At 73.0% G+C, this 14,205-nt stretch carries 14 protein-coding genes and 1 riboswitch; of the genes, 7 read left to right on the top strand and 7 right to left on the bottom strand.

From position 1 onward, the window contains the following. Window positions 1-116: 116 nt before the first annotated feature. Both ACTYVM_RS33350 and ACTYVM_RS33345 read right to left on the bottom strand, forming a co-directional pair. A complete protein-coding gene (locus tag ACTYVM_RS33350; RefSeq protein WP_445529554.1) occupies window positions 117-1,472 on the bottom strand; it encodes a metallophosphoesterase in 1,356 nt (451 codons plus the stop codon). A 75-nt stretch (window positions 1,473-1,547) separates the two neighbouring features. Then, on the bottom strand, window positions 1,548-1,787 hold the full coding sequence (locus tag ACTYVM_RS33345; RefSeq protein WP_400028711.1) for an SCO4848 family membrane protein: 240 nt from the start codon (window positions 1,785-1,787) through the stop codon (window positions 1,548-1,550). A 91-nt stretch (window positions 1,788-1,878) separates the two neighbouring features. Between ACTYVM_RS33345 and ACTYVM_RS33340 the strand changes: the two genes are divergently transcribed. Continuing rightward, the gene (locus tag ACTYVM_RS33340) at window positions 1,879-3,147 is read left to right on the top strand and encodes a D-alanyl-D-alanine carboxypeptidase family protein (RefSeq protein ID WP_445529553.1); all 1,269 of its coding nucleotides are present in this window, start codon (window positions 1,879-1,881) and stop codon (window positions 3,145-3,147) included. Here the strand turns inward: ACTYVM_RS33340 and ACTYVM_RS33335 are convergent. The 3 genes from ACTYVM_RS33335 to trpS form a co-directional block, all read right to left on the bottom strand. Beyond that, window positions 3,095-4,057, bottom strand: a complete 963-nt coding sequence (locus tag ACTYVM_RS33335) for a YihY/virulence factor BrkB family protein (RefSeq protein WP_445529552.1) — start codon at window positions 4,055-4,057, stop codon at window positions 3,095-3,097. The two genes, ACTYVM_RS33340 and ACTYVM_RS33335, sit on opposite strands and share 53 nt — an antisense overlap. A 223-nt stretch (window positions 4,058-4,280) precedes the next feature. Continuing rightward, window positions 4,281-4,862, bottom strand: coding sequence for a 2'-5' RNA ligase family protein (locus tag ACTYVM_RS33330; protein ID WP_445529551.1), 582 nt, complete (start codon window positions 4,860-4,862; stop codon window positions 4,281-4,283). 181 nt (window positions 4,863-5,043) lie between these two features. After that, complete coding sequence (gene trpS / locus ACTYVM_RS33325; RefSeq protein WP_445529550.1) at window positions 5,044-6,057, bottom strand: tryptophan--tRNA ligase; 1,014 nt, start codon at window positions 6,055-6,057, stop codon at window positions 5,044-5,046. A 131-nt stretch (window positions 6,058-6,188) separates the two neighbouring features. Here trpS and ACTYVM_RS33320 point away from each other — a divergent pair, with 131 nt between their 5' ends. The 4 genes from ACTYVM_RS33320 to ACTYVM_RS33305 are packed head-to-tail and all read left to right on the top strand — an operon-like array spanning window position 6,189 to window position 8,868. Next, entirely contained in the window at window positions 6,189-6,749 is a 561-nt protein-coding gene (locus ACTYVM_RS33320; RefSeq protein ID WP_445529549.1) for an RNA polymerase sigma factor, read from the top strand. Further along, window positions 6,742-7,773 carry a hypothetical protein gene (locus ACTYVM_RS33315; RefSeq protein WP_445529548.1) on the top strand — a complete coding sequence of 344 codons (1,032 nt, stop codon included), beginning with the start codon at window positions 6,742-6,744 and terminating at the stop codon, window positions 7,771-7,773. Before ACTYVM_RS33320 ends, ACTYVM_RS33315 begins: the two co-directional genes overlap by 8 nt. Continuing rightward, complete coding sequence (locus ACTYVM_RS33310) at window positions 7,751-8,497, top strand: hypothetical protein (protein ID WP_445529547.1); 747 nt, start codon at window positions 7,751-7,753, stop codon at window positions 8,495-8,497. The genes ACTYVM_RS33315 and ACTYVM_RS33310 overlap by 23 nt, the downstream gene beginning before the upstream one ends. Window positions 8,498-8,529: 32 nt before the next feature. Next, window positions 8,530-8,868 carry a hypothetical protein gene (locus ACTYVM_RS33305; RefSeq protein WP_445529546.1) on the top strand — a complete coding sequence of 113 codons (339 nt, stop codon included), beginning with the start codon at window positions 8,530-8,532 and terminating at the stop codon, window positions 8,866-8,868. A gap of 50 nt (window positions 8,869-8,918) precedes the next feature. Here ACTYVM_RS33305 and ACTYVM_RS33300 read toward each other — a convergent pair whose 3' ends face one another. Continuing rightward, window positions 8,919-10,373, bottom strand: a complete 1,455-nt coding sequence (locus tag ACTYVM_RS33300) for a glycine hydroxymethyltransferase (protein WP_445529545.1) — start codon at window positions 10,371-10,373, stop codon at window positions 8,919-8,921. A 30-nt stretch (window positions 10,374-10,403) separates the two neighbouring features. Then, window positions 10,404-10,492: riboswitch (ZMP/ZTP riboswitch) on the bottom strand. A gap of 113 nt (window positions 10,493-10,605) precedes the next feature. On the opposite strand from ACTYVM_RS33300, the gene rocD reads away from it, so the two are divergent. Both rocD and ACTYVM_RS33290 read left to right on the top strand, forming a co-directional pair. Beyond that, window positions 10,606-11,811, top strand: a complete 1,206-nt coding sequence (rocD, locus tag ACTYVM_RS33295; protein WP_445529544.1) for an ornithine--oxo-acid transaminase — start codon at window positions 10,606-10,608, stop codon at window positions 11,809-11,811. 53 nt (window positions 11,812-11,864) lie between these two features. Then, window positions 11,865-12,728, top strand: coding sequence for a hypothetical protein (locus tag ACTYVM_RS33290; RefSeq protein WP_445529575.1), 864 nt, complete (start codon window positions 11,865-11,867; stop codon window positions 12,726-12,728). Between the two features lie 19 nt (window positions 12,729-12,747). Here ACTYVM_RS33290 and pdxR read toward each other — a convergent pair whose 3' ends face one another. After that, entirely contained in the window at window positions 12,748-14,166 is a 1,419-nt protein-coding gene (pdxR, locus tag ACTYVM_RS33285; protein WP_445529543.1) for a MocR-like pyridoxine biosynthesis transcription factor PdxR, read from the bottom strand. Between the last annotated feature and the right edge of the window lie 39 nt (window positions 14,167-14,205).

Here is a 14,205-nt window from a genome sequence, read left to right as displayed (position 1 = left end):
GGCGCGGATACCTAATCACACGCTTTTCACGAAGGGAAAGCCGGGTCTGGGGAGAATGCGAAGAAGTTACGAAGACTTGTTGTTCGAGCGTTTGGGAGGAGCCTGCGGGGAGCTGGTCAGGCCTGGGTCGAGGCGAGTTGGACGACGGTGATGTCGGACGGGGCTCCGACCCGGGTGGGCGGGCCCCACGCGCCCGCGCCGCGGCTGACGTACAGCTGGGTGTCGCCGTAGCGCTCCAGTCCCGCGACGGTCGGGTTGGCGGCGGCCGCGAGGAGGTTGCCGGGCCAGAGCTGGCCGCCGTGGGTGTGGCCGGAGAGCTGGAGGTCCACACCGTGCCGGACGGCCTCGTGGATCTGCACCGGCTGGTGGGCGAGCAGTACGCACGCGCGTGCCGTGTCCCGGTCGCCGAGCGCCCGCTCGTAGTCGGGGCCCTGCCCCTCGCTCTCGCCCTGTACGTCGTTGACGCCGGCCAGGTCGAAGGCGGGCAGTTCGGTGCGCGCGTTCTCCAGGGGGCGCAGGCCCAGACGCCGCACCTCCTCGACCCACTGCTCGGCACCGGAGAAGTACTCGTGGTTGCCGGTGACGAAGTACGCCCCGTGCCGCGCCCGGAGCCCGGCCAGCGGGGCCGCCGCCGGTCCGAGGTCCTTCACGCTGCCGTCCACCAGGTCTCCGACGACGGCGACGAGGTCGGGCTGGGTGGCGTTGACCGTGTCGACGACCTTCTGCGCGAAGCCGCGCCCGAGGACGGGTCCGAGGTGGACATCGCTGACGACGGCGATCCGGAACCCGTCCGCCGCCCGCGGCAGCTTCGCCAGCGGCACGGTGACCCGCTTCACCCGCGGCCCGCGCAGCACCCCGTAGGTCCCGTACCCCACGGTCCCCAGGGCGACCGCGGCGGCGCCGCCGCCGACCACCCGCGACACGAACAGTCTCCGGCCGGGAAGCTCACGCGGCGGCGACACGCCCTCCGCGGGCGTGCCCGGAGGGTCGGTGCCGGGTGGGGCCGCCACGGGCCCGGCAGAACCGGCGACCGCCGCCCCGGCCCCGCCCACCGCAGAACGCGCCGGCTCGTCAGCGGACCGCGGCTCGCGGGCGGGCGTCTGCGCGGTGGGGAGGGGGTCGGACGGTTCGGGGACGGCGGGTGCCTGCGGGCGGGTGGGCAGGAGGCGGCGCAGGACCGGGCGGAGGGGCTCGGTCGCCAGGGTGGCCAGCAGCAGGTACAGCGCCAGGGCGAGCCAGAGGAAGCCGGGCCAGGCCAGGGTGCGCTGGAGCCGGAAGGGGGCTCCGGCGCGCTCGGTGACGAGGGCCGCGACGGCCAGGAGCCAGCCGCCGACGATCAGGGCCGCGCCCGCCCGGCGTACCGGGCCGGGGCCGCTGGTGGTGTCGCGGAACAGGCGGCGCCACAGGTACCAGTTGGCCGCCACCACCCCGCTGAGCAGGAGCAGCGCCACGAGCACGAAGACGACCACCATGCCGCCGGTTCCTTCCGCCTGTCGCCTGTACCGGCCTCCGGCCCCGCCGAAGGCCCCGTGGAACTGTCCGGAACGCTACGGCGTCCGGCGCAGTGCGCGCAGTCCGCGCAACCCGATGCCCCCGATGACCGTCCCCAGTACGAAGGAGACGACGGCGAGCGTCAGATGCACCCAGAAGTAGGCCGTCGGGTGCCCGTGGTCGAACGCGAGACCGCTGCCGTCCTTGACGAGATTCTTGACGAAAGTGACCCAGATGACCCAGCTCCACACCCCGAAGGCGAGCAGGAACCAGGAGACGGGGCGGCTGAGCTTCATGCCTTCAGTATCGCCGTCCGGAACCTGGCTCCGCGGGCGGGGTGGGAGGGCGGGCGGAACGTCACTGCCCGCGCCGGGTACGTTTCCGACCGTGCCCGCACCCAATAAGATCGTCAGACGATCGCTGATGGTCGCTTCCGCCGCCCTGTTGTCCCTGTCCTCCGTGTCGCTGACCGCGCCGACGGCCCTCGCCGCGCCGGTCCCGTCAGCCACTCCCCCAGCCGGGATGTCCAGCGTGGGCGGCGCCCGCCTGGGCCTGCCCGGCACACAGGTCGACCTGGCCGGCGGCGCGCCCGTGCTGCCGAAGGACCTCACCGCGCGCTCCTGGATCGTGGCCGACGCCGAGTCCGGCGACGTGCTCGCCGCGCACAACGCGCACTGGCGGCTGCCTCCGGCCAGCACCCTGAAGATGCTGTTCGCCGACACCGTGCTGCCGAAGTTCCCCCGGACCCAGACGCACAAGGTCGACCCGGCCGACCTCGCCGAGGTGGGCGCCGGCTCCAGCCTGGTCGGCATCAAGGAGAACGAGACCTACACGGTCCACGACCTGTGGCTGGGCGTCTTCCTGCGCTCCGGCAACGACGCCGTGCACGTGCTGTCCGCGATGAACGGCGGCACCGGGCCGACCGTGCAGGACATGAACGCGCACGCGCAGGAGCTCCAGGCGCTCGACACGAACGTGGTGAGCCCGGACGGCTACGACGCCAAGGGCCAGGTCTCCTCGGCGTACGACCTCACGCTGTTCGCCCGCTCGGGGATGCAGAAGAAGGACTTCCGCGAGTACTGCTCGACCGTGCGGGCGTCGTTCCCGGGCGAGACCAAGAAGAACAAGAAGGGCAAGACCACCCGCGGCTCCTTCGAGATCCAGAACACCAACCGGCTGCTGAGCGGCGACTACGACGTCCCGGTCTACCAGGGCATCGCCGGGGTGAAGAACGGCAACACCACCCATGCGGGCGCCACCTTCACCGGCGTCGCCGAGCGCGACGGCCGGGTGCTGCTCGTGACGGTGATGAACCCGGAGGACAAGCAGCACAACGAGGTCTACAAGGAGACCGTCAAGCTCTTCGACTGGGGCTTCGCCGCTCTGGACAAGGCGCGGCCGGTGGGCGAGCTGGTGCCGCCCAGGAGCGCCGTCGAGGCGAAGGGGCAGCCGGGCGCCGAGCCCTCGGCCGGCCGGACCGACGGCGCCTCGTCCCCCGCCGCCGAGGCGAGCGCGTCGGCGAAGCACGGCACCAGCGGGGTGGGGACCGCCCTGGGGGTCGCCGGTGGCGCGCTGGTGCTGCTCGCGGCCGCCGCGTTCCTGGTCAACCGCCGGTGGCCGCTGCCGGACCTGATGCGCCGCCGGACCCGCCCCTGAGATCGACGGCCCGGCCGCCGTCGCCGCCCCCGCCCTTACCGGGCTCGCCGTTCCCGTCGCCCGCACCGCCCTGCGTCGCCGTCCAGGCGGCGCAGTACAGGACCAGCTTGGCCGTGAAGTTCATCCACAGCAGCAGGGCGACGGGGACCCCGAAGGCGCCGTACATGCTCTTCGCCGCCACCCCCTGGATGTAGCCGCTCAGCAGCAGCTTCAGCAGCTCGAAGCCGACCGCGCCGATCAGCGCGGCGACCAGCAGCCGGTGGCGTGGCGGCTCCACGCCGGGCAGCAGGGTGAGGACGTACAGCAGCACCAGGAAGTCGGCGAGGACCGCGACCGCGAACGCGATGATCCGCAACAGGACGCTGCCCCAGCCGTGTTCGGCCAGCCCGATCTGCCGGGCGAGGTAGCCGACGGCGGCCGAGGCGACGGTGGACACGGCGAGCGTGACCAGCAGCGCGCCACCGAGCCCGATCAGGACGCCCGTGTCCTTCACCCTGGCCATCAGCGGGTTCTCCTCCGGGTCGGGCAGTCGCCACACCGCGCGCAGGCAGTCCCGCATCTGGCCGACCCAGTTGACGCCGGTCAGCAGCAGGACGGCACCGGCGATGAGCCCGACCGTCCCGGCGTTCTGCACCAGGGCGCTGATGTCCAACTGCTGTCCCAGGCCCGGGAACTGCTGGACGATCTTGCCCTGGAGCGTGTGCTGCTGCTGCGGACTGAGCGTGGCGGCGCCGACCGCGGCGGCCACCGTCAGCAGCGGGAACAGCGCGATGAAGCTGATGAACGTCATGGCGGCGGCCAGTCGCGACCATTTGACCCGGTCCAGGCGCTCGTACGACCGCCACGCGTGCGTGGTCATCAGGCGGGCCACCCACGGCCCGACGACGGGAAGCTTCTTCAGCCAGTCCATGATCGGACTGTGCCCGCTCGACGGCCGCATGAACACAGCGTTTCCGCGTCAAAACACGCATACCCGGACGATACGGCCGCCTGCCGTGAAGGATGCCTCCGGCCTCTCGCGTCTCCCCCGGTCCCTGCCCGTCCTGGGCGGCACATCCGAGATCGCCCCGCAGCCGCCCGGGTACCGCCCGTCCGCCGCCGCGGACCCGGCCCCGCCGAGCAGGCGTGTGCGACTATCGGGCGGGCAGTGTGCCGCGGTCCACGGGCTCCGCCTGTGGGGGCACCACGGCGCTGCCGCCGAAGCCGAACTCGCGCAGTTTGCGCCACACCCCGTCGGGGCCCTGTTCGTGCAGGGCGAACCCGGCGCACGGCCACGCGGCCTCGTACCCGGCGAGCTCCTCGAAGGCGCGGTCCATCGCCGCGTCGTCGATGCCGTGCGCCACCGTCACATGCGGGTGGTAGGGGAACTGGAGTTCGCGCGCCACGGGCCCGGAGGCGTCACGGACCTGCCGCTGGAGCCGTGTGCACGCCTCGACGCCCTCGACGACCCGCACGTAGACCACCGGGGACAGCGGCCGGAAGGTGTCCGTGCCGGACAGCCGCATGGTGAAGGGGCGCCCGACCGCGGCCACCTCCGTCAGATGGGCCTCGACGGCCGGCAGCTCCACGGCGTCGACCTCCGTCGGCGGCAGCAGGGTGACGTGCGTGGGGATGCCGTGAGCCGCGGCGTCGCCGAAGCCCGCGCGCCGCTGCTGGAGCAGGCTGCCGTGGGGCTCCGGGACCGCGATCGACACGCCGATCGTTACGGTCCCCACGTCGTCTCCTTCGTCGTGCCGGATCTGTCTTCTGGGTCTTCTGGGGCTTCTTGTTTCGTTCTCAGCCGTTTCGTCACCGCCGTCCGGCTATGACTGTACGACCACGGCGCCGCTGTGGGCAGGCACAGCCACAGTGATGTGCGGCGCTCTGCCCCGCGGCGCGCGTGTGCGGTGGTGCGCCTCAGTGCTTGGCGGGAAGGAAACCCACCCGGTCGTACGCCTGGGAGAGGGTCTCCGCGGCGACCGTGCGCGCCTTCTCCGCGCCCTTGGCCAGGATCGAGTCCAGGGTCTCCGGGTCGTCCAGGTACTGCTGGGTCCGCTCCCGGAACGGCGTCACGAACGCGACCATGACCTCGGCGAGATCCGTCTTGAGCGCACCGTAGCCCTTGCCCGCGTACTTCTCCTCCAGTTCGCCGATACCCGCCCCGGTCAGCGTCGAGTAGATCGTCAGGAGGTTGCTGACGCCCGCCTTGGTCTCCGGGTCGTAGCGGATGACCGTGTCGGTGTCCGTGACCGCGCTCTTGACCTTCTTGGCCGTGGCCTTCGGGTCGTCCAGCAGGTTGACCAGGCCCTTCGGCGTGGACGCCGACTTGCTCATCTTGGTCGTCGGGTCCTGGAGGTCGTAGATCTTCGCCGTCTCCTTGAGGATGTACGCGTCCGGGACGGTGAAGGTCTGGCCGAAGCGGCCGTTGAAGCGCTCGGCGAGGTCGCGGGTGAGCTCGATGTGCTGACGCTGGTCCTCGCCGACCGGCACCTCGTTGGCCTGGTAGAGCAGGATGTCGGCGACCTGGAGGATCGGGTACGTGAACAGGCCGACGGAGGTCCGGTCGGTGCCCTGCTTGGCGGACTTGTCCTTGAACTGGGTCATGCGGCCGGCCTCGCCGAAGCCGGTGAGGCAGTTCATGACCCAGGCCAGCTGGGCGTGCTCGGAGACGTGGCTCTGCACGAACAGCGTGCAGCGATCCGGGTCCAGCCCGGCGGCCAGCAGCTGGGCGGCCGCAACCCGCGTGTTGGCGCGCAGCTCGGCCGGATCCTGCGTGACCGTGATCGCGTGCAGGTCGGCGAGCATGTAGAACGCGTCGTGGCTCTCCTGGAGGGCCACCCACTGGCGGACGGCGCCGAGGTAGTTGCCGAGGTGGAACGATCCGGCGGTGGGCTGGATTCCGGAGAGCACGCGGGGTCGGTCAGTCGCCATGCTCACCATTCTCTCAGGTAAGAGAGCCCGATCCGGAACCGGTCGGAAACAGATGGGAACCGGATCGTCCCGCGCGGTGTAACAAGGGTGTGAGAACGCGGGAGGGGGGCCGCATCGTCGATGAGGCCGCGGTGATCGCACGCGTACGCGCCGGGGAGCCGGAGGCGTACGCGGAGCTGGTGCGGGCCCACACGGGCATCGCGCTCAGGGCGGCCGCCGCGCTCGGGGCGGGGGCGGACGCGGAGGACGTGGTGCAGCAGGCCTTCGTCAAGGCGTACTGCGCCCTGGGCCGGTTCAGGGACGGCTCGGCCTTCAGGCCGTGGCTGCTGTCGATCGTCGCCCATGAGGCGAGGAACACAGTGCGCGCCGCGGCCCGGCGACGCACGCTCGCCGGCCGGGAGGCGGCCTTCGTGGAGGCCGAGCCGCTGATACCCGAGTCGGCGGACCCCGCCGTGGCGACGCTGCGGACGGAGCGCCGCGCCGCCCTGCTGGCCGCGCTGGAACAGCTGAGCGAGGAGCACCGTCTGGTCGTCACCTACCGCTATCTGCTGGAGATGGACGAGTCGGAGACCGCCCAGGCCCTGGGCTGGCCCCGGGGCACCGTGAAGTCCCGTCTCCACCGCGCCCTGCGCAAGCTGGGCCGACTGCTGCCGAACGCCCGGTCCCGGGAAGGGGGTGAGGAACGTGCGTGAACAGAAGGGGGCGGGACGGGCGGGGCCCCCCGGGCTGCCGGAGGAACTGCGGGCGCTCGGACGCTCGCTGGACGCGCCGGGACCGTCGGGTCCGGCAGATCCGTCGCGCCCGGCGGTTCCGGCGGCGGGGTCCGAGTCGATGGCGGAGCGGGTGCTTCAGCAGATACTGGCCGAACAGGTGCCGGTCCCGGTGGCCGAGCCGGCGCGTGCGGGTGAGCGGCTGCGGGCGGTGCGGCACTGGACGCGGACGCGGTGGCGTTCGCTGACGGCGGCCCTGTGCGGTCTGCTGACGGTCCTCGCGCTCACGCCCCCGGTGCGGGCGGCGGTCCTCGACTGGTTCGGCTTCGCCGGCGTCGAGGTGCGGTACGACCCGTCGGCGATGCCCTCACCCGGCGCCGAGGTCCCCGGCTGCGGCCGGTCGCTGTCCCTGGCGCAGGCGCGGCGGCAGGCCGGCTTCGAGCCCCTGGTGCCCGACGCGCTCGGCGTGCCGGACGCGGTGACGGTGACCGGCGAGCCGCGGGGGCGGTTCCTGGTGACCCTGTGCTGGCACGAACAGGGGCGGACGATACGACTCGACGAGTACCCGCAGCGGCTGGACATCGGCTTCGCCAAGAGCCTGCGGGAACCACCGGAGTGGATTCCGCTGGGCACGGCCTCGACCGACGGCGTCTTCGACTCCGCCCTGTGGTTCCCGAGGCCGCATCTGCTCAGCTTCTGGCTGCTGGACGCCGACGGCCACCGCTTCACCCGGGACGAGCGGACCGCCGGCCCGACGCTGCTGTGGATGCACGGGACCGGCGACGACACCGTGACGCTCCGGCTGGAGGGAGTGACGTCCAAGGCGCACGCGATGCGGATCGCCCGGTCGGACGTGCTGGAGGCCGGGACTTCCGGGCGGCCTTCGCTCCCAGAGGGTGGGAACCCCGGCGGGCCGGGCGGTGTACCAGAAGTGATGCGCGGCCCGGGGCGGGCCGCGTCGGATTCGACCGGTGGGGGTTCGGATGGGCACATGGAGGGTTCGTGAACTGACCGCGCTCCTGGGCGCGTTGACGATGATGCTCGCCGTGATGGTGTGGGGCGCGTCCTCCGCGACGGCCGGCGGCCCGACCAGTGTGCTGGTGACCTCGCCGCAGAGCGGACAGGCCCACGCGCTCTACTACTCCGAGAAGGAGTACGGGCAGTTGGAGAAGCTACTGGGCCCGGCCGGCTCGGGCGGCCGCGACCTGCCGCCCGAGGCCGATCTGGTCCACGCACGGCAGCTCAACGTGACCTGGCTGGTGCACGACATATCACCGTGGCGGTTCGACCGGGTCTTCCCGATGACCCGTGGGAACGCCGTCTGGATCCACACGGCGGCGAACGTGCCCGAGTCCATGAACGGCTACTGGCACCGTGCCGAGCGGCCCGCCCGGCTGCGCGCCCTGCTCGCGAAGCTGGGCGTGATGGGCAAGGCCTCCCCCTCGGACCAGGGGTACACCGGCATCTTCCCGGCGCCCTGGCAAGGCGAGACGGCCGCACCGGACACCGCGGCACCGGAGACCGGACCCGACGCCGAGGGGACGCAGACGGTGCGGGTGAGCGTGCCGTCCGCTGAGGACGGCGGCACCGACTGGTGGTGGGCGATACCGGGAGCGGCAGCCGGGGCGGTGCTCGCGCTGGTACTGCGGCGCTTCGTACCGAGGCTTCCGCTCGACCGCCTGCGGCGGGAGCGGGACCCGGGCCCCCGGCAGGAACTGCGGGACGTGTAGGACGCGTGCGCGGGACGAGAGGGGATGGCCGGGTGGAACCGCGCGGCAGGCGTACGGCGTCGCGGCTCACCGCCCTGCTGCTGACAGCGGTGGCGGCAGCGCTTCTGTCAGGGGTGCCGGTGGTCGCCGCAGCCGCCGGGGCGGACGGACAGCCGCGCACCCCCGATGTGGCGCTTCTCATCGCGGGCGGTTCGGGGCGGACGACGGTCCTGCACTCCGGGGAGCCCGGCTTCGCCCAGCTCCAGAAGCTGCTGAGGCCGGCGTACACGGGGACGGAGCCGGTACCGGACGCTTGGGCGGAGGGCACGGCGGCCCGGCGTGGCGCCGGACCGCCGAGGGAGGAACCACGGCAGGAGCTGATCGACTTGTGAGTCCAGTGACCCTGTCCGTCCTGTGACCGTGAGTCCCGGGCGGGGACGGGTCAGCCGAGGTCGATCTCCGGGTAGAGGGGGAAGCCCGCCACCAGGTCCGTGGCCCGGTGCGAGATCTCGTCCGCGATCTTCGGGTCGAGAACGTGCTGGGCCTTGGAGGGGGTGCCCTTGCCGGTGGTGCCGGGCTCGGTGGCCGTCAGGACACGGTCGATCAGGCCGGCGACCTCGTCCATCTCGGCGGTGCCCAGACCACGGGTGGTCAGCGCGGGGGTGCCGATGCGGATGCCGGAGGTGTACCAGGCGCCGTTGGGGTCGGCCGGGATCGCGTTGCGGTTGGTGACGATGCCGGAGGCGAGCAGGGCGGACTCGGCCTGACGGCCGGTGAGGCCGTAGGAGGAGGCGACGTCGATCAGGTTGAGGTGGTTGTCGGTGCCGCCGGTGACGAGGGTGGCGCCGCGGCGCGTCAGGCCCTCGGCGAGGGCTCGGGAGTTGTCGACGATGCGCTGGGCGTAGTCCTGGAAGGAGGGCTGCCGGGCCTCGGCGAGGGCGACGGCCTTGGCGGCCATGACGTGCGGGAGAGGGCCGCCGAGGACCATCGGGCAGCCCCGGTCGACCTGGTCCTTGAGGGAGTCGTCGCACAGGACCATGCCGCCGCGCGGGCCGCGCAGGGACTTGTGGGTGGTGGTGGTGACGATCTGGGCGTGCGGGACCGGGTCGAAGTCGCCGGTGAGGACCTTGCCGGCGACCAGGCCCGCGAAGTGGGCCATGTCGACCATGAGCGTGGCGCCGACCTCGTCGGCGATCTCGCGCATGATCCGGAAGTTCACCAGGCGCGGGTAGGCGGAGTAGCCGGCGACGATGATCAGCGGCTTGAACTCACGGGCGGAGGCGCGCAGGGCGTCGTAGTCGAGGAGGCCGGTGGCCGGGTCGGTGCCGTAGGAGCGCTGGTCGAACATCTTTCCGGAGATGTTCGGGCGGAAGCCGTGGGTGAGGTGCCCGCCGGCGTCCAGGGACATGCCGAGCATGCGCTGGTTGCCGAAGGCCTGGCGCAGTTCGGCCCAGTCCGCCTCGGAGAGGTCGTTGACCTGGCGGACCCCGGCCTTCTCCAGGGCGGGGGCCTCCACGCGCTGGGCGAGCACGGCCCAGAAGGCGACGAGGTTGGCGTCGATGCCGGAGTGCGGCTGGACGTAGGCGTGGCGGGCGCCGAAGAGTTCCTTGGCGTGCTCGGCGGCCAGCGACTCGACGGTGTCGACGTTGCGGCAGCCGGCGTAGAAGCGGCGGCCGATGGTGCCCTCGGCGTACTTGTCGCTGAACCAGTTGCCCATGGCCAGCAGGGTGGCCGGGGAGGCGTAGTTCTCCGAGGCGATCAGCTTGAGCATCTCGCGCTGGTCGGCGACCTCCTGGCCGATGGCGTCGGCCACGCGCGGCTCGACGGCGCGGATCACGTCGAGGGCGGCACGGAAGGCGGTGGACTCGTTGGACAGGGGCGCGGTGTTCTCAGGCATCGGGACCTCCGGACGTGGCATCGGCGTTCACGTTACGGCCCAGGCGCACGGCACACTTTCGGCTCGGGCCGCTCCCCGATGGTCGGTCCCATCCCAGCGCGCCAGTCACGGCCCGCCGTCAGCCTACCGGGCGCACCCCACGGCGCAGTTCCCCCGTCCGCCATGCGAGCGAGGATAGGAAGGAGGACAACCTCCCCTCCCCGGGAGGCGCCCCTCGTCCTCGGGAGCCGCCGTGACCGCCACGGAAGACCTCATCGCCGCCGCCGACGCCCACAGCGCACACACCTACCACCCGCTGCCCGTGGTGATCGCCACGGCGGAGGGCGCGTGGATGACGGACGTGGAGGGCCGCCGGTACCTCGATCTGCTGGCCGGTTACTCGGCGCTGAACTTCGGGCACCGCAACCGGCGGCTGATCGAGGCGGCCGAGGCGCAGATGGAGCGGGTGACACTGACCTCGCGGGCCTTCCACCACGACCGGTTCGCGGAGTTCTGCGAACGGCTGGCCCAGCTGTGCGGCATGGAGTCCGTACTGCCGATGAACACGGGCGCGGAGGCGGTGGAGACGGCCGTGAAGACGGCCCGGAAGTGGGGGTACCGGGTCAAGGGCGTGCCCGCGGAGATGGCGAAGATCGTGGTCGCGGGCAACAACTTCCACGGCCGCACGACGACGATCATCAGCTTCTCCACCGACCCGGTGACCAGGGCGGACTTCGGGCCGTACACGCCGGGCTTCGAGATCGTGCCGTACGGGGACCTGACGGCGATGCGGTCGGCGATGACGGAGAACACGGTCGCCGTGCTGCTGGAGCCGATCCAGGGCGAGGCGGGGGTGCTGGTGCCGCCGGCCGGTTATCTGCCGGCCGTGCGGGAGCTGACCCGGCAGCGGAACGTGCTGTTCGTCGCCGACGAGATCCAGTCGGGGCTCGGGCGCACCGGCCGTACCTTCGCGTGCGAGCACGAGGGGGTGGTACCGGATGTGTACGTGCTCGGGAAGGCGCTGGGCGGCGGGATCCTGCCGGTGTCGGCGGTGGTGTCCTCGCGCGAGGTGCTGGGCGTGTTCCGGCCGGGCGAGCACGGGTCGACGTTCGGCGGGAACCCGCTGGCGTGCGCGGTGGCGCTGGAGGTGATCGCGATGCTGCGCTCGGGCGAGTTCCAGGCGCGGGCCGCGGAGCTGGGCGAGCATCTGCACCGCGAGCTGGGGCAGCTGACCGGGACGGGCCGGGTGCGGGCGGTGCGCGGCCGCGGGCTGTGGGCGGGCGTGGACGTGGACCGGTCGCTGGGGACCGGGCGGGAGATCGCCCGGAAGCTGATGGACCGGGGCGTCCTGGTGAAGGACAGCCACACCTCGACGATCCGGATCGCCCCGCCGCTGGTGATCGGCAGGGAGGACCTGGACTGGGGGCTGGCCCGGCTGCGGGCGGTGCTCGGCGTGTAGCGGGTGACCGTCCTCTGCCCGGAGTCCCCTAAAGTCGCCTCGTGGTCTTCGGAATGGTGTGCGCGCTCGGCGCGGCGGTGTGTTTCGGCGCGGCGACGGTGCTTCAGGCCGTCGCCGCACGCGCCGCGGCCGACAGCGGCGGGGGCGGGGAGGCGGCACTTCTGCTGCGGGCGGTGCGGCAGTGGCGGTATCTGGCGGGCCTGGGCCTGGACGGCCTCGGGTTCCTGTTCCAGATCGCGGCCCTGCGCTCGCTGCCGATCTACGTGGTCGGCGCGGCCCTCGCCGCCAGTCTCGCGGTGACGGCGGTGACCGCGTCCCGGCTGCTGCGGGTGCGGCTGAGCACGGTGGAGTGGTCGGCGGTGGGCGTCGTCTGCGCCGGTCTGGCCCTGTTGGGGCTGGCCTCGGGCGCGGAGGGCCATGAGCAGGGCTCGACGGCGCTGAGGTGGGCGATGCTCGGGGCGGCGCTGGCGGTGCTGCTGCTCGGAGCGGTCGCCGGCCGCCTGCCCGAGCGTGTCCGTGCCCTGCTCCTCGGCCTGGGCGCGGGCTTCGGCTTCGGCGTGGTCGAGGTGGCGGTACGGCTGATCGACTCGCTCGCCCCGTCGGCGCTGTTCCCCAACCCGGCAACCTACGCCCTGCTGCTCGGCGGCGGAGCCGCCTTCCTGCTGCTGACCTCGGCCCTCCAGCGCGGTTCGGTGACCACGGCCACCGCGGGCATGGTCATCGGCGAGACGATCGGCCCCGCGGCGGTCGGGGTGGTGTGGCTGGGCGACCGCACCCGCGAGGGTCTGGCCTGGCTCGCGGTGCTCGGCTTCGCGGTGGCGGTGGCGGGCGCCCTGGCGCTGGCGCGGTTCGGGGAGGCACCGGAGGCGGAAGGGCTGGAAGGGCCGGCCCAGGAGGCGTCGGCCGCACAGGGGTGACCTCCGGCCCGGCGGGCCGTCAGGGCAGTACCCGGCACAGGGCGTCCAGGGCCGCGGCCCACGCGTGGTCCGCTGGGGTGCCGTAGCCGACGACGAGGGCGTCCAGCGGCGCCACTTCCGCCTGCTCGTGGCGGAAGCGGGACAGGCCCTGGAGGGCGAGGCCCTGCCAGGCGGCCGCCTGGACCACCGCGGATTCCGTTCCGGGCGGCAGTCGCAGCACGGCGTGCAGGCCCGCGGCGATGCCGGTGGCGCGGACGTCGGGCGCGCGGACGGCGAGGGCTTCGACCAGGGCGTCGCGGCGGCGGCGGTAGCGCAGCCGGGCGGAGCGCACATGACGGTCGTAGGCGCCGGAGGTGATGAACTCCGCGAGCGTCAGCTGGTCCAGCACCCCGCAGGTGTCGGAGTTCCCCTTGGCGGCCGTGGCCTCGGCCATCAGGGACGGGGGCAGGGCCATCCAGGCCAGGCGCAGGCCGGGGGCCAGGGACTTGCTCGCCGTGCCCAGGTAGACCACGCGGTCCGGGTCCAGTCCCTGGAGCGCGCCGACGGGCTGGCGGTCGTAGCGGAACTCACCGTCGTAGTCGTCCTCCAGGATCAGGCCGCCGGTGCGCCGGGCCCACTCGGTCACGGCCGCGCGCCGGTCGGGGTGCAGGGGCATGCCCATCGGGAACTGGTGGGCGGGGGTGAGCAGGACCGCCCCGGAGCCGGTCGGTTCGCCGGTGACCGTGCCGAGTTCGTCGAAGGGCAGGGGGCTGGTGCGCAGGCCCGTCCGGGCCAGGAGGTCCCAGTGCACGTCGAGGCCGTACGACTCGACGGCGACCGTGGTGACGCCGCGGGCCCGCAGCACCGTGCCGAGGATCCGCAGTCCGTGCGCGAAGCCCGCGCACACCAGGATGTGGTCGGGGTCGGTGCGGACGCCGCGGACCCGGGCGAGATGGCCGGCCAGGGCGGTGCGTAGTTCGGGCCGGCCGCGCGGGTCGCCGTAGCCGAGGGCGTGGTGGGGCGCGGTGGCCAGGGCGCGGCGGGCGGCCTTGAGCCACTGCGTGCGGGGGAAGGAGGCGAGGTCCGGGGTACCGGGGACGAGGTCGTGAACGGGGCGGGGGCGCTCCCGGGGGTGCGGGGCCGCGCCGGTCCGCCGGACGTCCGCGCCCGGCGGCGGCCCGAACGGCGAGGCGGGTGCCCCCGTGGCCACGCGCGTGCCCGAGCCCTGGCGGGCGGTCAGCCAGCCCTCGGCGACCAGGTCGGCGTAGGCGTCGGCGACCGTGTTGCGGGCGACGCCCAGGTCGGCGGCGAAGGTGCGGGAGGAGGGCAGCCGGGTTCCGGGGGCCAGGCGGCCGGTGCGGACCGCCTCGCGCAGCGCGTCGGTGAGGCCTCGGCGCAGGCCGGGACCGGCCGGTTCCAGATGCAGGTCCAGGCCCAGAGTGGCCCATGATTCCGCCATGGAAATGGACCATACTCCTGGGCTGCTTCGCTCATAGGG

It is taken from the genome of Streptomyces cyslabdanicus (assembly GCF_052663305.1).
This window is presented reverse-complemented; position numbering and strand designations above follow the sequence as displayed.

Bases quoted from the DNA above. Each gene is read 5' to 3' on its own strand.
- ACTYVM_RS33350 (WP_445529554.1), bottom strand. From the start codon at position 1,472: ATGGTGGTCGTCTTCGTGCTCGTGGCGCTGCTCCTGCTCAGCGGGGTG.
- ACTYVM_RS33345 (WP_400028711.1), bottom strand. From the start codon at position 1,787: ATGAAGCTCAGCCGCCCCGTCTCCTGGTTCCTGCTCGCCTTCGGGGTG.
- ACTYVM_RS33335 (WP_445529552.1), bottom strand. From the start codon at position 4,057: ATGGACTGGCTGAAGAAGCTTCCCGTCGTCGGGCCGTGGGTGGCCCGC.
- trpS (WP_445529550.1), bottom strand. From the start codon at position 6,057: ATGGCGACTGACCGACCCCGCGTGCTCTCCGGAATCCAGCCCACCGCC.
- ACTYVM_RS33310 (WP_445529547.1), top strand. From the start codon at position 7,751: ATGGGCACATGGAGGGTTCGTGAACTGACCGCGCTCCTGGGCGCGTTG.
- ACTYVM_RS33300 (WP_445529545.1), bottom strand. From the start codon at position 10,373: ATGCCTGAGAACACCGCGCCCCTGTCCAACGAGTCCACCGCCTTCCGT.
- ACTYVM_RS33290 (WP_445529575.1), top strand. From the start codon at position 11,865: ATGGTGTGCGCGCTCGGCGCGGCGGTGTGTTTCGGCGCGGCGACGGTG.
- pdxR (WP_445529543.1), bottom strand. From the start codon at position 14,166: ATGGCGGAATCATGGGCCACTCTGGGCCTGGACCTGCATCTGGAACCG.